Consider the following 19,020-nt stretch of genomic DNA (forward strand, 5'->3'; position numbering starts at 1 on the left):
TCACGCCGAAGGATGTTCCCGACCTGGATGTCGGGAGCACACCGTAGTCTGTTCTGGTGACCACCGCCCTGTACCGCCGCTACCGACCGGAGACGTTCGGCGAGATGATCGGGCAGGCGCAGGTCACCGAACCGCTCATGACGGCGCTGCGCAGCGACCGCGTCGGCCACGCCTACCTCTTCAGCGGTCCGCGCGGCTGCGGCAAGACGACGTCGGCCCGCATCCTCGCGCGCTGCTTGAACTGCGCGGCCGGCCCGACCGACACGCCCTGTGGTGTCTGCGACAGCTGTGTCGAGCTCAGCCGCGGCGGCGGAGGTTCACTCGATGTGGTCGAGATCGACGCGGCATCACACAACGGTGTCGACGACGCCCGCGATCTGCGCGAGCGCGCGATCTTCGCACCCGCGCGCGACCGCTTCAAGATCTTCATCCTCGACGAGGCGCACATGGTGACCGCGCAGGGCTTCAACGCCCTGCTCAAGCTCGTCGAGGAGCCGCCGGAGCACGTCAAGTTCATCTTCGCCACCACCGAGCCCGAGAAGGTCATCGGCACGATCCGCTCGCGCACCCACCACTATCCCTTCCGCCTGGTCGCACCCGCGGCGATGCTCGAGTACGTCGAACAGCTCTGCGTCCAGGAAGGGGTGCAGACCGAAGCCGGCGTGCTTCCGCTGGTGGTGCGGGCCGGCGGCGGCTCGCCACGCGACACCCTGTCGCTGCTCGATCAGCTCATCGCCGGCTCCGACCCCGTGGACGGCGAGAACGGGGCGACGGTGCGGTACGAGCGCGCCGTCGCGCTGCTGGGGTACACCCACGGCGCGCTGCTCGACGAGGTCGTCACCGCATTCGCTGCGCACGACGCGGCCGCCGCCTTCGCTGCCATCGATCGGGTCGTGCAGACCGGGCAGGATCCGCGCCGGTTCGTCGACGATCTTCTCGAACGGCTGCGCGACCTCATCATCGTGGCTGCCACGGGAGAGGGCGCCGGGGCGGTGCTGCGCGGCATCCCCGCCGACGAGCTCGAGCGGATGGGCCGTCAGGCCTCTGCCTTCGGCACCGATCGTCTCTCGCGCATCGCCGATCTCGTCGTCGGTGCCCTCGATGACATGAGCGGGGCGACGTCTCCGCGCCTGCAGCTCGAGCTGCTCGTGGCCCGGGTGCTGGCCCACACCGCCGATGCCGCCGCCGTGCCTGCCGCGACGCCCGCCCCGGCTGTCGCCACTCCTGCCCCGGCTGCCGCTGCCGCGCCCGCCCCCGAGGCGCCGGTGGTTCCGGTCGTTGAGCGAGCGAGCGCAGCGAGCGAGTCGAAACGCCCCGACCCCGCGCCGGTTGTCGCCGATCCCGATCCCGAGCCCACGCCCGCATCGCCCGCGCCCGCCCCGGTCGCGCCGTCCGGCCCGGTCACCCTCGCGGGGGTGCGCGATGCGTGGCCGGAGATCCTCCAGCGCCTCGAGCCCGTGAGCCGATCGTCGTGGATGATCGCCGTCGACGCCACCCCGGTCGCGTTCGCCGACGACGTGCTGACGCTGAGCTTCCGCACCCAGGCGGATGTCGCCGCGTTCAAGAAGCTCGCGGCGGGCAAGGGCCCCAGCGAAGACCTGCGCGGTGCGATCCGCGAGGTTCTCGGCATCCGCGTGAAGTACGTGGCGCGGTTCGACGCCGATGCGACCGCCGAGCCGCCCGCCTCGGGTTCTCCGACTCCACCGGCCGACGGGCCTCGCGCCGACGGCGGCTCCTCTGGAGCGACCCGCTCCGACGGCGGCGAGCGGCCTCGATCGACGCCGACCATCGCATCGTCCGCTGCCGCGCCGGTGACGGAGTGGGCAGTGGCACGGATTCCGAGCGACCCCGCGCCACAGGCTTCGGCGCCGAGCGAGCCCGCGGGGGGTGCGACGGCGGCGTCCGCTCTCGCCACCGCTGCTCCTGCCGCGGTCGGGCTGGCAGTCGACGAAGAACCCGAGGACGCCACCGCCGAGCCGGTGCGTACATTGACGATCCCGCGGGACGGCACCGTGCTGCCAACGACGACGGAGTACACGCACACCGACGACGACGCCCCCGACGAGGACGAGTTCCCGCCGCCGTTGGACGACGCTCCGCTGCCGCCGCGCGCGCCCGTCGCCGTCGAACGCCCTGCGCCGCCCCGCGCACCCCGTTCCGGCGGCATCGAACGCGTCGGTGAGGCGGTCGTCCGCCAAGTGCTGGGGGCGACGTTCGTGCGCGAAGAGCCGTACACACCGCCGACGAGGTTCAGCTAAGCCATGTACGACGGCATCGTCCAAGACCTCATCGACGAGTTCGGCCGCCTTCCCGGCATCGGGCCGAAGTCGGCGCAGCGGATCGCGTTCCATATCCTTCAGACTCCGACGTTCGACGTCGCGCGTCTGTCGCACCTGCTCGGTGAGCTTCGCGAACGCGTGCGCTTCTGCGAGATCTGCGGCAACGTGAGTGAGCAGGAACGCTGTGCGATCTGCCGCGATCCTCGTCGTGATCAGACCTTCATCTGCGTGGTCGAGGATGCGAAGGACGTTTCGGCCATCGAGCGCACGCGCGAGTTCCGAGGGCTCTACCACGTGCTGGGCGGCGCCATCAGCCCGATCGCCGGCATCGGACCCGACGACCTGCGCATCACCCAGTTGATGCAGCGCCTCGCCGACGGCACGGTACAGGAAGTCATCCTCGCGACGAACCCGAACCTCGAAGGAGAGGCCACGGCGACATACCTCAGCCGGCTGCTGCACACCCTCGAGATCCGCGTGACCCGGTTGGCGTCCGGTCTTCCGGTGGGCGGCGACCTCGAGTACGCCGACGAGGTCACCCTCGGGCGCGCCTTCGAGGGGCGCCGGGCCGTCTGATGGCGCCGGCCGTCTCCGGTCGTGCCTGGGCGCTGTACGCGCTGATGGCGGTGCTGTGGGGCATCCCGTACCTGTTCATCAAAGAGGCGGTCGACTCGCTGACACCGGCCGCCGTCGTCGCGGGCCGCACCCTTCTCGGCGCGGCGGTGCTGCTGCCCATCGCCCTGCGACGCCGAGCCCTTCGGCCGGCGCTGGCGCTCTGGCCGTGGGTGCTGGCCTTCGGGGCCATCGAAATGGCCGGGCCTTTCCTCTTGCTGGGGCACGCGGAGCAGACGCTGCCGTCCGGGCTCACTGGTCTGCTGGTGGCGACGGTCCCGCTGTTCGCCACCGGGATCGCCCTCGTGCGCGGCGACCGGTCCGCCCTGAGTCCGGCCCGCGCCGTCGGACTCGTCGTCGGCTTCGCCGGCCTGGTGGTCATCGTCGCCGGCCCCGGCCTCGCCGTCGCCGAGCCGGCGCAGGCGCTGGGGGCCATCGCCCAGGTCCTGCTCGTCGCCCTGCTCTACGCGATCGCGCCGTTCATCATCGCCACCAAGCTCGCTCACGTCCCCTCGCTCGGCACCATCACCCTGTCCCTGCTCGCGGTCGGCCTCGCCTACCTGCCGTTCGCGCTGCTGACCCAGCACGAGCTTCCCACCGTCCGCAGCGGACTGTCGCTCGTCGCCCTCGGCATCCTGTGCACCGCGCTGGCCTTCCTGGGCTTCTTCGCGCTCATCGGCGAGGTCGGTCCCGTGCGTGCGCCGCTGTTCACGTACGTCAACCCGGTCGTCGCGATCCTGCTGGGCGTGCTCCTGCTCGGCGAGCCGTTGTCGCCGGGGCTGCTGCTCGGCTTTCCGCTCGTGCTCGTCGGCTGCTGGTTCGCCGCGACGGGAGGTCGGGTGCGTCTGCGACGTCAGGCGCCGCCGTTCGCGCCCTAGGGTCGCGCACGTTTCCGGCTCGACGCGCTACCCCTCGTCCGCTGGATCGACGCCCGGCGTTCACCGGTTCGTCCGGTCGCTGTCGCCTCGGACCGCCACTCTTCCCTCGCGGCCGTGTGCACGACCTCCGGTGTCGCGAAAGGGAGAATCATGTCCGCGCGTCTTCTCTACGCGCATTTTCCCGCGGCTTCGCACAGGAGCGCCCTCGAATGGATGCGCGTCGTCGCCGAGATCGCATCCGGGCATCCGGGCGTCGGGCCCTTCGCGAGCGGTCAGGAGCCGTTGCCGGTCCTCGAGCCCGCCGTCGCATGGCGTTTGGTGAGCGAGAACCGGCGCGAGATCGCACGGGGATGCCGTGTGTTCACCGATGAGGGGGCGGCCCGCATCGATCTGGCGCAGCTGTTGCGCGCGGCATCGACGTTCGAGATCCACACCAGTCCGGCGCCCCGGTTGCGCAGCACCGGGTGGTTCGTCAGCGCGCGCGGATCGCTCGTGATGATGGGCGCTCGTCGCTACGAGAAGCGCTCGGCCGCCGAGAGCGCTGCGGCTCTCGCGGTGCGCCTCATGCAGGAGCTGGCCGCCACCGCGTCGCGCGGCGCCGACCTCGGGCTCGGCCGGCCGGTACCGGTGGACCCGCTGATCCTGCAATGAGCGACGGCCTCATCGCCGAACGGTTCCACCTGCGGAAGCTCCGGGGAAGCGGCGGCACGGCCGCCGTCTTCGAAGCCGATGACACACGGCACGGGCGCCGCGTGGCCGTGAAGCTGCTGCACCCGCATCTGGCCGTCGGACCGGTCGCCTGGGAGGCGTTCTTCGAAGAAGTGCGGGCTGCGCAGGCGATCGCGCAGCCGAACATCGCGGAGGTCTACGACGCGGGTCTCGCGCCGGGTGATCCACCCGTTGCATGGATTGCGATGGAGCTCGTCGAGGGCGTCACTCTCGCCGATCACGTACGAGAGCGCGGGCCATTGACCATCGTGGATGCCGTGGCCGTCTTCGCCGCCGTCCTCGACGCGACCGGCGCCGCGCACGCCGGTGGCGTCGTCCACCGCGACATCACGCCATCGAACATCATGCTCACCTCCAGCGCGAGCGCCGACGCGGACGGCACGGTGAGCGGCATCCGGCTCCTCGACTTCGGTCTGGCCGATGTGCCGGGGCGCACGACGCGCGGCGCGGACCCGCTGCTGAGCGGTGCGGCATCCAAAGCGTCGAACGCGGGCGTCGTTGCCAGCGTTCCCTATGCCTCGCCGGAACAGCTCTCGGGTGAGGCGGTCCGAGAAGCGAGCGACATCTACCAGATCGGTGCCACGCTCTTCTTCGCGCTGACGGGACGTTCGCCCTTCGAGGGCGAGACTGCGGCGGTCGTCCGCGCGCACCTGTCGGCGCCCCCACCGGTGCCTTCGTCTTCCACCTCCTGGTCCTCAGCCACGTGCTCCACTTCGCCGCCCAGCAGCAGCTCTCCGACACCTACCGCGCGCAGCTCGCTGCGGGCACGGCGCCGGTCAGCGAGGGGGACTTCGACGACGTCCTCCTCGCCGACGGCGCGCCCGTCGGCATCATCGACATCCCGCGACTCGGGGTGCACGAGGTGATCGCGGAGGGAACATCATCGGGGGTCCTCGCCGGCGGCCCCGGCCACCGCCGCGATACGGTGCTGCCGGGCCAGGTCGGTGTCAGCGTCGTGATGGGCCGCGCCGCAGCTTTCGGCGGTCCGTTCGGGCGCTTGCAGTCGCTGCAACCGGGGGAGCGGTTCGAGGTACGTACCGGACAGGGACTGAACACCTTCGAGGTGCTCGGCGTGCGCTACGCGGGCGACCCGACGCCGCCCGCGCCCGTCCGCGGAGAGAGCCGTCTCATCCTGCTCACGGCTCGCGGGGCGCCCTACGTGCCGACCGGAATCGCGTACGTCGATGCCCGGCTCGTCGACAAAGGCCAGCCCGCGGGGGCCCGCCAGACCACCCCGATCACGCTGCCGCCGTCGAATGCGGCGCTTGCAACGGACACGACGACCGTCTGGGCGCTCGTCTTCGCGCTCCAGTTCCTCGTCGCCGCCGAGATCGCCGCCGTCTGGGCGTTTCGCCGGGTCGGCGCGCAGAAGACCTGGATCGTCTTCGTGCCGATCCTGCTGCTGGCCAGCGTCTTCGTCTGCGATCAACTCGTACGCCTGCTTCCCAACCTTCTCTGACTCGGAGCCCCATGTCTGACGACATCGAACCGTCCCGCGCATCCCACCGCGCCGAGCGGTCGAACCGCCCGCGCTTCCTCGGACGCACGAGCGGACGCGTGCCGGTCCCCGCCGCGCTGGTGATGGCCGGTGGCGAATCGGCCCTCCCTCCCGCGACGAGCGGAGCCGTCGCTCTCGGCGGTGCCCCAGCGACGCACGCGGATGCCGTCGGTTCGACGGGGGTCCCGCTGCCGCCGTCGCAGCTCGACGCGCGCTCCATCTCTGCGTGGTTCGGCGATCACCAGGTCCTGCACGACGTGTCGCTGCAGATGCCCGCGGGCCAGGTGACGGCCCTCATCGGACCGTCCGGCTGCGGAAAGTCGACGTTCCTGCGCATCCTCAACCGCATGCACGAACTGGTGCCCTCGGCATCCCTCGCCGGCGAGGTGCTGCTCGACCACGACGACATCTACGACGCCGGCCATCGTCTCGTCGACGCCCGCAAGAAGATCGGCATGGTCTTCCAGAAGCCGAATCCCTTCCCGGCGATGTCCATCTACGACAACGTCGTCGCGGGCCTGAAGCTCGCCGGCATCCGTGCGAGCCGCAACGAGAAGGCCGAGCTCGTGGAGACGTGCCTCACCAAGGCCGGGCTCTGGCGCGAGCTGAAGGACCGCCTGCGCGCGCCCGGCGGTGGGCTTTCCGGTGGACAGCAGCAACGCCTGTGCATCGCGCGTTCCCTCGCAGTGCGGCCGCGGGTGCTCCTGATGGACGAGCCGTGTTCGGCGCTGGACCCGACCTCCACGCGCGTCATCGAGGAGACCATGACGGAGCTCGCGCGCGAGGTCACGATCGTCATCGTCACCCACAACATGCAGCAGGCGCAGCGGGTGTCCCAGCAGTGCGCGTTCTTCCTCGCCTCGCAGGGCCAACCCGGACACATCGTCGAGCACGGCGACACCGACGCGATGTTCTCGGCGCCGATCGACCCCCGTACGTTCGACTACGTCAACGGCCGTTTCGGCTGACAGGGAGACGGACACGGATGGGTGCGCGGTGGTCGTGGCGCGAGGTCGCACTCGCGCTCGGTGCCGTCGCACTGCTGGCCGTGTTCCTCGGCGGCGTGATCGCCCACGTCGACGTGGCGTCGTCCGGCCTTGCCGCATCGCCCGCAGCAGCCCGGATCGACACGCTCGTGGGAGCGTCCGCGAGACAGGATGCCGCCGCCACCGCACCGGCCGCGGGTGATGCGGCCGTCGTCTCGTCGGCCCCGGTGACGCCCGGTCCTCGCGTGGACCCGGTCTGGCTCGCCCGCGTCTCCGCGGCCACCGGCATCCCCGCCCGTGCGCTCCGGGCGTACGCGGGCGCCCAGCTCACGATCGCGGCCGAACAGCCCTCGTGCGGGTTGGGGTGGAACACGATCGCCGCGATCGGGGCGATCGAGTCCGATCACGGACGGCACGGCGGCGCGGTGCTCGGTGAGAACGGCTACCCCACTCCCGCCATCCGCGGGCCGTCCCTCGACGGTGACGGCGTCGCCGTGATCGCCGACACCGACGGAGGCCGCTGGGACGGAGACACGCTCTGGGACCGTGCGGTCGGGCCGATGCAGTTCATTCCCGACACGTCGGACCGTTGGGGCGCGGACGGCAACGGCGACGGTGTCGCCGACCCGAACCAGATCGACGACGCGGCCCTCGCGACGGCGCGCTACCTCTGCGGTGCGGGCACGATGACGGATGCCGCCGCGTGGCGGGCCGCGGTGTTCGCCTACAACCACCTCGACGTCTACGTCGACCACGTCGCCGCCGCCGCGAACCGTTACGCCGCGGCGGCCGCGGCGGGCTGGGTCCGCACGAACTCCGCAGAATGTCATGAACTCCGCACCCGGGATGCCGATCGGGTGCGGACTTCGTCGCATTCTGCGGACCTGGCGAGGTGCCTCGTCGGTCGCCCGTCACATGGCGTCGGCGGTATGCGCCGATCCCTAGGATGGGGAGGTGGGCGCGGCATCCGAGTGCCCGTCGACATGTCTTCAGGAGTTCCACACGTGGCGCTGATCGTCCAGAAGTACGGCGGCTCGTCCGTCGCCGACGCCGAGAGCATCAAGCGGGTCGCCAAGCGCATCGTCGATGCGCGCCGCGCCGGGCACGACGTGGTCGTCGCGGTGAGCGCGATGGGCGACACGACCGATGAGCTGATCGACCTCGCCGCGCAGGTCGCCCCGATCCCGGCGCCTCGCGAACTGGACATCCTGCTGAGCTCCGGCGAGCGCATCTCGATGGCGCTGCTGGCGATGGCGATCCACTCGATGGGCTTCGAGGCGCGCTCGTTCACCGGCAGCCAGGCGGGCATGATCACCACCGCCGATCACGGCTCGGCCCGCATCGTCGACGTCACCCCGGTGCGGCTGCGCGAGGCGCTCGACGAGGGCGCCATCGTCATCGTCGCCGGCTTCCAGGGCTTCAACCGCGACACCCGCGACATCACCACGCTCGGCCGCGGCGGCTCCGACACGACCGCCGTCGCGCTCGCCGCGGCGCTCGACGCCGACGTCTGCGAGATCTACAGCGACGTCGACGGCATCTTCACCGCCGACCCCCGCGTCGTGCCGAAGGCCCGCAAGCTCGATGTCATCTCCGCGGAGGAGATGCTCGAGCTCGCCGCCAACGGTGCCAAGGTGCTGTACATCCGCGCCGTCGAGTACGCGCGTCGCCACGGCGTGATGATCAACGCCCGCTCGACGTTCAGCTCCGGACGAGGCACGTTCGTGCTCGGCCCGGGCATGAGCGTTCCCGATAGCCTCGCTCCCGACAGCACAGAGGAGTCCTCCATGGAAGAGCCCATCGTCGCCGGTGTCGCCACCGACCTCGGCCAGGCCAAGATCACGGTCATCGGCGTGCCCGACGTTCCCGGCAAGGCGGCGGAGATCTTCACCGTCATCGCCAAGTCCGGCGCCAACGTCGACATGATCGTCCAGAACGTGTCGGGAGCAGCGACCGGCCGCACCGACATCTCCTTCACGCTGCCCAAATCGGATGCCGCGACCGCCCTGCGAGCGCTTGCCGCCGAGCAGGCGGGCATCGGCTTCGAGAGCCTCGTGCACGACGACCAGATCGGCAAGCTGTCCGTGGTCGGCGCCGGCATGCGCACCCACTCCGGCGTGTCCGCGACGCTGTTCGAGGCGCTGTCGACGGCGGGGGTGAACATCGAGATGATCTCGACCTCGGAGATCCGCATCTCGGTCGTGCTCCGCGGTGACGAGCTCGCCCAGGCCGCCCGCGTCGTGCACGCCGCCTTCGGTCTCGACAGTGACACCGAGGCGACCGTCTACGCCGGCACCGGCCGCTGACGCCGAGCGGCCGAACCACCTCTGACCGCCGTCGCCACTACCGTCGTCGCGCGTGCGCTGGCGAACCGCCCCGTCGAGGTAGATCCGGCAGGGAGCTGCCTGCCGTGTGCAGTTCGCCTGTCTTCGGCCGACGATAGAATCACTCAACCCCTCTCACGCTGCAAGGATCCCTCATGACCCGCATCTCTGACTCAGGACTCTCTGTCGCCGTCGTCGGCGCCACCGGACAGGTCGGCACGGTCATGCGCGAGATTCTCGCCGAACGGGCCTTCCCGATCCGTGAGCTCCGCCTGTTCGCCACGGCGCGCTCGGCCGGCACGGCTGTCGAGTTCGGCGGCGAGACCATCATCATCGAGGACGTCGCCACCGCCGATCCCACCGGCATCGACATCGCGCTGTTCAGCGCCGGTGCGACCGGCTCGCGTGCGCATGCCCCGCGTTTCGCCGAGGCCGGCGCAGTCGTCATCGACAACTCGAGCGCCTGGCGCATGGACCCCGAGGTGCCGCTCGTCGTCAGCGAGGTCAATCCCCACGCGACGGTGAACCCGCCGAAGGGCATCATCGCCAATCCGAACTGCACGACGATGGCGGCCATGCCGGTGTTGAAGCCGCTCGACGCCGCGGCCGGGCTGGAGCGACTGGTCGTCAGCACCTACCAGGCCGTGTCGGGCTCGGGCCTCGCCGGCGCGCAGGAGCTGCTCGGTCAGGTAGAGGGCGTTCTTGCCCAGGGGCACACCCTCGATCTCGTGCACGACGGCAGCGCACTCGACTTCCCGCAGCCGGAGAAGTACGTCGCGCCCATCGCGTTCGATGTGATCCCCTTCGCCGGCAACCTCGTCGACGACGGCGACAACGAGACCGACGAGGAGAAGAAGCTCCGCAACGAGAGCCGAAAGATCCTCGAGCTGCCCGACCTCCGCGTTGCCGGCACGTGCGTGCGCGTTCCGGTCTTCACCGGGCACTCGCTGTCGATCCATGCCGAGTTCCGCGACGACATCACGCCCGAGCGGGCGCGCGAGATCCTCTCGTCGGCACCGGGCGTCGTTCTCGAAGAGGTGCCGACGCCGCTGCAGGCCGCCGGCAACGACCCGAGCTACGTCGGCCGCATCCGTGCCGACCAGTCCGCGCCCGAGGGCAAGGGTCTGGTGCTCTTCATCAGCAACGACAACCTCCGCAAGGGCGCCGCGCTCAACGCCGTGCAGATCGCCGAGATCGTCGCCGCGCGCCTGACCGCCCCCGCCGCCTGACGGCCGTCCGAGCACTGCTCACCGCGATGCCGCCTGACTGCGAGACACGGTCCGCGCACCGAAGAACCGTCGGACGGCGCGTGTCTCGGTGCGGAACTCGCTTCTCGCGGAGTTGAGCGGGGTGAAAGAACCGCAAGAGTTGACGGCGGGGGATGCCGCGAGTCGCGGAGGCCGGAGAAAACGGCGCCTAGACTGGGTGATTGTGAGTGAACCCGTCGACGTCGTCCTGATCGGCGGTGGCATCATGAGTGCCACCCTCGGAACCCTGCTGAAGCAGCTGCAGCCGGACTGGAAGATCGTGGTGCTCGAGCGCCTCAGCGACGTCGCCGAGGAGTCCTCGAACGCCTGGAACAATGCCGGCACGGGGCACGCGGCGCTCTGTGAGCTCAACTACATGCCCGAGGCCAAGGACGGCTCCGTCGACCCCGCTAAGGCGATCTCGATCAACGAGCAGTTCCAGCAGAGCCGCCAGCTCTGGGCGAGCCTCATCGAACGCGGCATCCTCGATGCGCCGTCCACCTTCATCAACGCGACCCCGCACATGACGTTCGTGCGCGGGGAGAAGGACGTCGCCTACCTCAAGAAGCGCTACGAGGCGCTGCGCACGCAGCCGCTGTTCGAGGGCATCGAGTATTCCGAGGACTCCCGCGTCATCAACCAGTGGGCGCCGCTGCTCATGCAGAAGCGCAAGAAGTCCGACGAGCCTTTCGCGGCCACGCGGGTGCCCGCCGGCACCGATGTGGATTTCGGCGCGCTCACGCGACAGCTGTTCTCTCACCTCGCCGACCAGGGCGTCGACGTCGTCACCAATCGTGAGGTGCGAAAGCTCCGCAAGAACGCCGACGGCACATGGAACGTGTCTTATCGTCACGCGCTCGGGCGCACCCCGGGGAGCCTGTCGGCGCGTTTCGTGTTCGTGGGAGCGGGCGGCTGGGCGATCAAGCTGCTGCAGTCCTCGCGCATTCCGGAGATCTCCGGATACGGCGTCTTCCCCATCGGCGGGCAGTGGCTGAAGACCTCCAATCCGGCCGTCGTCGCGCAGCACAAGGCCAAGGTGTACTCGCAGGCCTCGGTGGGGGCGCCGCCCATGTCGGTGCCGCACCTCGACACCCGCGTGGTCGACGGCGAGACGTCGTTGCTGTTCGGGCCGTTCGCGACGTTCAGCCCCAAGTTCTTGAAGAACGGCCGTATCACGGACATCGTCGCGCAGGTGCGTCCGGGCAACATCGGTCCGATGCTGAAGGTCGCCGTCGACAATCCGGGGCTGATCAAGTACCTCGTCAGCGAACTGCTCAAGAGCCACAAGCGCAAGGTCGACTCGCTTCGCGAGTTCATGCCGACCGCGAAGGCGGAGGACTGGGAGCTGCTGCAGGCCGGTCAGCGTGCACAGGTCATGAAGAAGGATCCGCAGAAGGGTGGCGTCCTGCAGTTCGGCACCGAGGTCGTCACCTCCGCCGACGGATCGATCGCCGGCCTACTGGGCGCCTCCCCGGGCGCCTCGACGGCGGCATCCATCATGCTGGGCCTGTTGAAGACGTGCTTCCCCGACCGCATCTCCGCCTGGGAGCCCGAACTGAAGGCGCTCATCCCGAGCTACGGGTCGACCCTCAACGGCAACCCCGCCGCCGCGGACGCGTCGCTCGACGCCACGGCCGGCGTGCTCGGCATCAACCGCTGAGCCGGATCGGGGCTGCACGCGCATGGCGAAGCTGTACTTCCGCTACGGAGCGATGAACTCCGGCAAGTCGACGGCTCTGCTGCAGGCGGCCTTCAACTACGAAGAGCGCGGGCAGCACGTTCTGCTGGCCAAGCCCGAGATCGACACGAAGGGCGCCGATCAGATCTCCAGCCGACTCGGCGTGGAGCGCCAGGTCGACTTCCTCATCGCTCCGGATGCCGATCTGCGCGCCCTCGTCGTAGAGCACGCAGCTCGTTACGACGGACGGGTGGCATGTCTTCTCATCGACGAGGCGCAGTTTCTCACACCGGCCCAGGTCGACGACCTGCTGCGGATCGTCGTCGATGACGGCATCCCCGCCCTCGCGTACGGCATCCGCACCGACTTCCAGACGCGCGCCTTCCCCGGCTCGGCCCGGCTTCTGGAGCTCGCCCACAGCCTCGAAGAGCTGAAGACGATCTGCCGCTGTGGGCGCAAGGCGCTGTTCAATGCGCGCCTGGTCGGAGGACGATTCGTCTTCGACGGCGATCAGGTCGCCATCGACGAGCTCTCGCACGAGAAGGTCACCTACGAGTCGATGTGTGCGGAGTGCTACCTGCGCGAGTCGGGCGGCCGGCTCAGCTGACGCGCGCGCCGTCTCGGCGGCGCGGCAGTGGCACCAGCATCGAGGTCGTGCGCTGATACTGCGCGTAGGCGGGGTACTTCGCGGCCGAGATCGACTCGGTGAACACGGTCGATCCCACGAACAGGAGCGTCAGCAGGATCGCGCCGACGATCGTCGGGTTGATCACGCCGCCCCACACGCCGCCTCCGGAGGCGACGGCGGCGGTGGCACCGAACGCGTAGAACGCCCACCACTGCGCCTGCTCGAAGAAGAAGTTCGGATGCCGACTGTAGGTGAACAGGCCCGTCGTGAGGAAGCCGTCCGCAGCACCGCGTGCCTTCGCCCGGTGGAAGTCCCGCTGCTGCTGATCGGCGACGCTCTCGCCGAGGAGAAAACCGACGAAGAGCACGGTGATGATCACATCGGCCGCCGTCAGCGGAGCCGGATGAGTCCTCGCCATCGCCGCAGGCAGCGTGATGAGCACGAGCAGTGTCATCTGATAGAGCACGATGAACAGCAGGTTGAAGACCTGGAACAGTACCGGCGACATGCGCCCGCGCAGGATCGCCCAACGGTAGTCCTCGACGCCGGAGTAGCCGCCCTTGCGCGCGAAGTTGAAGGTCAGTCGCGCACCCCACGCGGTCACGAGGACGGCCATCAGAATCAGGCGCCCCGCGTCTGCGTCGTCCGCGACCGCGGACACCGCGAACACCCAGACGTACGCCACGGGGACGATCGACCACAGACGGTCCACCCAGGAGGTGTCCCCGCTGACGAGCGACGCCACCCAGCAGAAGGCGGACGCGACGGCGGCGAGGACGATGACGAGCAGGAGGGGGTCCATGGTCCGAGAGTAGGCCCGTGTCTCCCCGGTCCGGCGATTATTGCCGGTCCGTCGCCGGTGCGCTAGTGTGGCCTGACCATATAGGGACGACGGAATGAGAAGCCGACGATGACGGAGAACACCCCAGCCCGCGCCTGGCGCGTCGTGCTCGAGAAGATCGAGGCCGACCTGCTCAGCGGCGCCCTCGGGCCGGGCGACCGACTGCCGCCGGAGCGCGAACTCGCGGCCACCCTCGGGGTGGGGCGGTCGAGCGTGCGCGAGGCCCTGCGGGTGCTCGAGGTTATGGGTCTCATCCGGACGGCGACGGGCTCAGGCCCCACCGCGGGCGCGATCGTCACGGCGACCCCGCACGGTGGTCTCGCACAGTTGCTGCGTCTGCAGGTCGCGGCGCACGGCTTTCCCATCCCCGACGTGTATGAGACGCGGCTCCTGCTGGAGGAGTGGGCGGTCGCCCACCTGGCCGATCTCGACGAGCCCGATCTCGCCGAAGCCCGGGCGACACTCACCGCCATGGAGGACGAGCAGCTGACGGCAGACGATTTCCTCGCGCTCGACGCGCAGTTCCACCTGCGTTTGACGGATGCCGCGGGCAACCTCGTCGTCGCCGCGACGATGGCCGGTCTTCGCACGACGATCGAGAACTACATCCGCGCCGGCGCGCGTCGGATCTCCGATTGGGACGCGACCGTCGAGCGACTGCACCGCGAGCACGGTGACATCCTCGGTGCGATCGAGTCGGGCGACGCGGAGCGCGCTCGTGAGCTCGTGCGCGCCCACATCACCGCCTACTACGCGGATGCCGGCATGCCTGCCCCGTCGGCCGCCGTCGTGGCTGTCGACGGCTGACGTCAGCGACGCGGGAGCGTCGGGATGAGCTCGGTGAGGTAGGCGGCCGTGTGCTCCCAGCCGTCCACGGCCTGGCAGGTCACGCCCATTGCCAGGACGGGGTAGTCATTGCCGTGCTCGTCGAGGCGGTCGCCGACGAACAGCATGTCGTCGAGGGGGATGTCGGTGACCTCGGCGAGCTTACGCATGCCGTACGCCTTGTCGATCCCGCGGTGGGTGATGTCGACCGACGTTGAGCCGCCCGAGCGGACCTCGAGGTCGGGGATGCGCGCGGCGACCGCGTCGCGGAGCGCGTTCTTCTTCTCGCCCGTCGGGTCCCAGGCCATCTTCGCCTCCAGGGGAGCGGTCTGGCCGAGAGCGGAGAAGGTGATCTGCGAGCCGCGATCCTCGAGGATGTCGCCCCAGGGCTCGGCCTCCCAGAGGCCGAGGCGGCGCGCCTCCTCTTCGACGGCAGCCAGCGCGCGGGACTTCTCGTCATCGGTGAGCGCGTGCGCGTACACCGTGCGGACGCCGCCGTCCTCGAGCCGGTAGTACTGCGTGCCGCAGGTGGGCATGAGGTGGAAGCGGTCGAGGGTCTCGGCATCCGCTGCGGGCAGCCGCTCGACGACCTGCGACTGGAACTGCTGGAGCTGGCCGCCCGAGATGATCGCCACCTCGACGCGCGCCGCGAGCTCGAGCAGGAGCTCGCCGATGCGGGGGTCGATGGCGCTCTTCGAGGGGGCGAGCGTGTCGTCGAGATCGAAGGCGATCAGGCGGGGGGTGGTCATCGGGTGCTCCCATCCGGTGAGTGATCCGCGAAAGGCTCCGCCCGGATCTCTCCAGGCGGAGCCTCTCTGCTGTCGGGGTGACAGGATTTGAACCTGCGGCCTCTTCGTCCCGAACGAAGCGCGCTACCAAGCTGCGCCACACCCCGTGGCAACCCTCCGAGTCTACCCCGTCGATGCCCCTCGTGACGAATCGAGCAGGCCGTTGTCGTCACGCCGTGCGCGCAGCGTGAGCACCGACGCCTCCGGGCGGCATCCGAACCGCACCGGGGCATAGATCGAGTGTCCGAGCCCGGCCGAGACGTTCAGCGGCGCGCGGCGTCCGGCGGCGGTCCATGTGCTGAGACCGCGCGCCTGGTCGAGGGGGATGTCGCAGTTGGCGACCAGCGCGGAGGGGGAGAAGGGGATGCGCACCTGACCGCCGTGCGTGTGCCCGGCGAAGATGGCCTGGGCACCCAGCTCGACGAACCGGTCCAGGACGCGCTGATACGGCGCGTGCGTCACGCCGATCACGAGATCCGCATCGCGCGCGGCGTGGAAGGGGCGACCGCGTCGCGCGGCTTCGATCGCGGCGGGCAGCGCGGGCAGATCGTCCCACTCGCGATGCGCGTCACTGACCCCGAAGGTCTCCAGCCGCAGACCACCGGCCTCGACGACGGCCGCGGTGTTGTTCAGGTTCGTCCAGCCGAGCTCATCGGTGAAGTAGGCGTCCATCGCCGCCGTGTCGAGTTTCTCGACGTTGTGCGGGCCGCCCGAAGGGCCGCGGAAGTAGTTGAGAGGATTCCGGGCCGACGGTCCGCTCACGTCGTTCGAACCGTGGACGAAGACGCCCGGCACGCCGCGCAGAGGCGCGAACGCGGAACGGATGCCGCGGAGCCCGTCGGCATGGCCGAGGTTGTCTCCCGTGTTCACGACCAGATCCGGTCGGACCGCATCGGCGAGCAGAGCGATCCACTGCTGCTTTCGATGCTGCCACGGAGCCATATGGGCATCGGAGAGGTGGAGCACCGTCAGTGAGGCCGACCCGGCAGGCAGGATGTCGAGCTCGTGGCGACGGACCGTGAAGAGGAAACGTTCGATGCACGTGCCCCAGACGGCGGCGCCAGCGGCCACCGCCCCCGCCGCCGATACGGCGGCGAGGGCGGTGCGTGCCGACGTCACGGACGTCCGCCGCAGTTCTTGGCCTGGTACTGCACGGTGATCTGCGTGCCGCGGTTGACCACGGTTCCCGCGGCAGGGTCTGTTCCCGTCACGGTGCCGTTGTCATCAGCGGTGGGCGAGGCGGTGCACTGCTGGCCCACATTGCTGAAGCCCTGCGCCTTGAGGTTGGCGACCGCGTCGGCGGGCTTGCCGCTCACGGCCGGAACGGCGATGCCCTGACCGTTGCTGGGGCGGATCGTGACGGTCGTTCCGCCGGCGACCCTGCCCGCACCGGGATCCTGCTGGATGATCGTGCCCGCGGCCTCGGTTCCGTCGACCGGGTCGCCCACCGTCACCGAGAATCCGGCCGTGCTCAGCGTCTGCTGCGCCTGGCTGACGGTCATGCCGATCACCGACGGCAGATCGGTGAGCTGACGCTTGGTCAGCGCGGCATCCGGGTCGGGGAAGCGGTCGCCGCCGTACTTCGCGTTTGCGGCTCCCTGCATCGCGGGCCAGATCGAGTTGCGGATCCGCGACAGGACGTAGCCGTTCTCGGAGTGGTCGCTCAGCAGATCGGTGCCTTCGACGTTTCCGACCCAGACGACCGTCGCGACCTTGGTCGATGAGCCGTCCATCCAGGTGTGCAGGTACTCGTGGATACCGGACTTGCCGAAGACCGGGACACCGTCGCCGATCCGGGCGCCGGAGCCGGTTCCGGTCATGACGCCCTGCAGGGTGTACGCCGCAGTAGCCGCGACCGCTTCGCTCATCGCCGGCTGGCAGGTGATCTGCGGGGTGATGTCTTTGCCCTGCGCGTCGATCGCCTTGTCGATCGCCTTCGAGGGGCACAGCGTTCCCTTCGCGGCGACAGAGGCATAGACCTGGGCCATGTCGATGGGTGCCACCGCCTGGTCGCCGAGCACGTTGTAGGCGTAGTTGGTCGTGTCCAGCGGTCCGCCGCTGCCTGTCATGACGCCCATCTTCATCGCGAGCCGGTTCGTGCTGCACACCGAGATCTTCTCCGCCATCGTGAGGAACCCGGAGTTGAGCGAGTCTCTCGTGAAGTTGTAGACCGTGCCCACGTAGCCCGAGTTGTTCTCGTAGTTTCCGATCTGGCCGTTGTTGCCGGTGACCACGTTCTGGATCGTCCCGTCGCACTGGTCGACCTTCTTCGGGCCGATGCGCCCGTTCAGGGTCTCGTTGACCGAGTGGCCCTGCTCGAGCCAGTTCAACAGGCTGAAGATCTTGTAGGTCGAGCCCGCGGAGTGACCGCCGCCGCCGCCGTTTTCCTGACGCACGTTGTAGTTCACCTGCGTGGTGGGGGCGTTGACGGGGGCATCGTCCGTCGAGAACGGGCGGTTCTGCACCATGGAGAGGATGCGTCCGGTGCCGACCTCCACCTGCACGGCGGAGGCGCCGAGGTTCATGTAGTCCACGTACGCCGGCACGATCGAGATGGCCTTCATGCCCTCGTCCTGCAGCGTCGGGTCGAGCGTCGTGTAGATCTTCATGCCGCCGCGGCGCAGGTTCGCCGCGCGCGTGTCGTCGTCGGCGCCGAAGGCAGGGTCCTTGAGAAGGATCGTGCGCACGTACTCGCAGAAGAACTCGGCACCCGTCGCGTTCTGGCAGCCCTGGCTGCGGTTCGTGATGTTCGGCGTGATGGGCGAGGCCATCGCGTCGTCGTACTCCTGCTGCGAGATCTTGCCATTGGCAAGCATCCGGCCGAGAACGTAGTTGCGTCGATCGAGGGTCAGCGAGTAGCCATCGGCCTGACTGTTGACCGGGTTGCCGGCCTTGTCGGTCGTGGACCCCTCTGGCATATCGATGCGGTAGACGTTGGGCGCCTGCACCATGCCGGCGATGGTCGCCGCCTGCGCGATCGTCAGATCGGCTGCCGAGACGCCGAAATAGTGCTGTGCTGCGGCGCCGATTCCGTAGACCAGGCCACCGAAGTTGGTGATGTTGAGGTAGCCCAGCAGGATCTCATCCTTGGAGTACTGCTTCTCGAGCTGGATCGCGTACCGCATCTCCTGCAGCTTGCGCTGGTAGCCCTCAGCTCCCTGGTTCGCCGTCGTCGTCGCGTAGCAGGCGGCAACCTCGTCGGAGTTCTGCGCCTTGCTCTCGCAGTTCTGCTGCAGCACGTTCTTCACGTACTGCTGGGTGATGGAGGAGCCACCGCGGTTCGAGCCGTTGGAGGCGTTGCCCACGAGCGCGCTCAGGGTGCCGACGAGGTCGACGCCGCCGTGCGTGTAGAAGTTCTTGTCCTCGCTGGAGGTGATCGCGTCGTACATGACCGGGTTGACCTGGTCGAAGGTCACCGGAATGCGGTTCTGGTCGTAGAACTCCGCCATCAATGCGTCGTTGCCGTTCGCGTCCTTGCGGTACATCTCAGTCGGCAGCATGAGCGGATCGATCTGGAGGAAGCCCGGCATGTTCTCGAACGTGTCGAGGGCGCTGGAAGCGGCGTAGCCGGAGACCGCGATCGCCGGAGTCACGGTGGCCGTGACGAGGATGCCGGCGATGGCGCTCAGACCGACGAGTCCCGCAATGCCACCGAGCACACCGGTGGCCGTCCGTTTGAGTTGGGGCATAGGCTTGATCGTAAGGGA

General features: G+C 69.3%; 16 protein-coding genes, 1 tRNA gene and 1 pseudogene. 13 read left to right on the forward strand and 5 right to left on the reverse strand.

Features of this window, described 5'->3' with window-relative positions:
* Positions 1 to 56: 56 nt before the first annotated feature.
* The 12 genes and pseudogenes from AS96_RS04825 to AS96_RS04870 all read left to right on the forward strand — a co-directional run bounded on the left by AS96_RS04825 (position 57) and on the right by AS96_RS04870 (position 12,838).
* Positions 57 to 2,258 (forward strand): DNA polymerase III subunit gamma and tau, encoded by a 2,202-nt coding sequence (locus tag AS96_RS04825; protein WP_197017261.1) that lies wholly within the window; start codon positions 57 to 59, stop codon positions 2,256 to 2,258.
* 3 nt (positions 2,259 to 2,261) lie between these two features.
* Positions 2,262 to 2,855 carry a recombination mediator RecR gene (gene recR / locus AS96_RS04830; protein WP_036286253.1) on the forward strand — a complete coding sequence of 198 codons (594 nt, stop codon included), beginning with the start codon at positions 2,262 to 2,264 and terminating at the stop codon, positions 2,853 to 2,855.
* Positions 2,855 to 3,769, forward strand: a complete 915-nt coding sequence (locus AS96_RS04835; RefSeq protein ID WP_036286254.1) for a DMT family transporter — start codon at positions 2,855 to 2,857, stop codon at positions 3,767 to 3,769. The genes recR and AS96_RS04835 overlap by 1 nt, the downstream gene beginning before the upstream one ends.
* A 150-nt stretch (positions 3,770 to 3,919) precedes the next feature.
* Positions 3,920 to 4,420, forward strand: coding sequence for a hypothetical protein (locus tag AS96_RS04840; protein ID WP_155947524.1), 501 nt, complete (start codon positions 3,920 to 3,922; stop codon positions 4,418 to 4,420).
* Positions 4,417 to 5,364 carry a serine/threonine-protein kinase gene (locus AS96_RS15635; protein WP_081767971.1) on the forward strand — a complete coding sequence of 316 codons (948 nt, stop codon included), beginning with the start codon at positions 4,417 to 4,419 and terminating at the stop codon, positions 5,362 to 5,364. Before AS96_RS04840 ends, AS96_RS15635 begins: the two co-directional genes overlap by 4 nt.
* Positions 5,361 to 5,957 carry a sortase gene (locus AS96_RS04845; RefSeq protein ID WP_231477114.1) on the forward strand — a complete coding sequence of 199 codons (597 nt, stop codon included), beginning with the start codon at positions 5,361 to 5,363 and terminating at the stop codon, positions 5,955 to 5,957. The genes AS96_RS15635 and AS96_RS04845 overlap by 4 nt, the downstream gene beginning before the upstream one ends.
* Positions 5,958 to 6,079: 122 nt before the next feature.
* Complete coding sequence (locus tag AS96_RS04850; protein WP_081767976.1) at positions 6,080 to 6,964, forward strand: phosphate ABC transporter ATP-binding protein; 885 nt, start codon at positions 6,080 to 6,082, stop codon at positions 6,962 to 6,964.
* A 17-nt stretch (positions 6,965 to 6,981) separates the two neighbouring features.
* Positions 6,982 to 7,788, forward strand: a pseudogene (locus tag AS96_RS15905) (lytic murein transglycosylase); the annotation flags it as partial.
* Positions 7,789 to 7,986: 198 nt separating this feature from the next.
* Entirely contained in the window at positions 7,987 to 9,288 is a 1,302-nt protein-coding gene (locus tag AS96_RS15645; protein ID WP_036286444.1) for an aspartate kinase, read from the forward strand.
* A 173-nt stretch (positions 9,289 to 9,461) separates the two neighbouring features.
* Positions 9,462 to 10,535: an aspartate-semialdehyde dehydrogenase gene (locus tag AS96_RS04860; protein ID WP_036286264.1), complete on the forward strand. Its 1,074-nt coding sequence runs from the start codon at positions 9,462 to 9,464 to the stop codon at positions 10,533 to 10,535.
* A gap of 202 nt (positions 10,536 to 10,737) precedes the next feature.
* Positions 10,738 to 12,213 carry a malate:quinone oxidoreductase gene (locus tag AS96_RS04865; RefSeq protein WP_036286266.1) on the forward strand — a complete coding sequence of 492 codons (1,476 nt, stop codon included), beginning with the start codon at positions 10,738 to 10,740 and terminating at the stop codon, positions 12,211 to 12,213.
* A 22-nt stretch (positions 12,214 to 12,235) separates the two neighbouring features.
* Positions 12,236 to 12,838, forward strand: coding sequence for a thymidine kinase (locus AS96_RS04870; protein ID WP_005051245.1), 603 nt, complete (start codon positions 12,236 to 12,238; stop codon positions 12,836 to 12,838).
* On the opposite strand, the gene AS96_RS04875 is transcribed toward AS96_RS04870, so the two are convergent.
* A complete protein-coding gene (locus AS96_RS04875; RefSeq protein WP_036286268.1) occupies positions 12,831 to 13,661 on the reverse strand; it encodes a DUF1295 domain-containing protein in 831 nt (276 codons plus the stop codon). The genes AS96_RS04870 and AS96_RS04875 overlap by 8 nt on opposite strands.
* A 108-nt stretch (positions 13,662 to 13,769) precedes the next feature.
* Between AS96_RS04875 and AS96_RS04880 the strand changes: the two genes are divergently transcribed.
* Positions 13,770 to 14,507 carry a FadR/GntR family transcriptional regulator gene (locus tag AS96_RS04880; protein WP_005051241.1) on the forward strand — a complete coding sequence of 246 codons (738 nt, stop codon included), beginning with the start codon at positions 13,770 to 13,772 and terminating at the stop codon, positions 14,505 to 14,507.
* A 2-nt stretch (positions 14,508 to 14,509) separates the two neighbouring features.
* Here the strand turns inward: AS96_RS04880 and AS96_RS04885 are convergent, their stop codons facing one another.
* From AS96_RS04885 to AS96_RS04900, 4 genes are all read right to left on the reverse strand, one after another.
* Positions 14,510 to 15,274 (reverse strand): HAD-IIB family hydrolase, encoded by a 765-nt coding sequence (locus tag AS96_RS04885; protein ID WP_005051237.1) that lies wholly within the window; start codon positions 15,272 to 15,274, stop codon positions 14,510 to 14,512.
* A 72-nt stretch (positions 15,275 to 15,346) separates the two neighbouring features.
* Positions 15,347 to 15,420, reverse strand: a tRNA-Pro gene (locus AS96_RS04890).
* A gap of 16 nt (positions 15,421 to 15,436) precedes the next feature.
* Positions 15,437 to 16,432 carry a metallophosphoesterase gene (locus AS96_RS04895; protein WP_016464453.1) on the reverse strand — a complete coding sequence of 332 codons (996 nt, stop codon included), beginning with the start codon at positions 16,430 to 16,432 and terminating at the stop codon, positions 15,437 to 15,439.
* On the reverse strand, positions 16,429 to 19,002 hold the full coding sequence (locus AS96_RS04900; protein WP_036286270.1) for a transglycosylase domain-containing protein: 2,574 nt from the start codon (positions 19,000 to 19,002) through the stop codon (positions 16,429 to 16,431). Before AS96_RS04900 ends, AS96_RS04895 begins: the two co-directional genes overlap by 4 nt.
* Between the last annotated feature and the right edge of the window lie 18 nt (positions 19,003 to 19,020).

It is taken from the genome of Microbacterium sp. MRS-1, from assembly GCF_000585455.1.
GTDB classification, from domain to species: domain Bacteria; phylum Actinomycetota; class Actinomycetes; order Actinomycetales; family Microbacteriaceae; genus Microbacterium; species Microbacterium laevaniformans.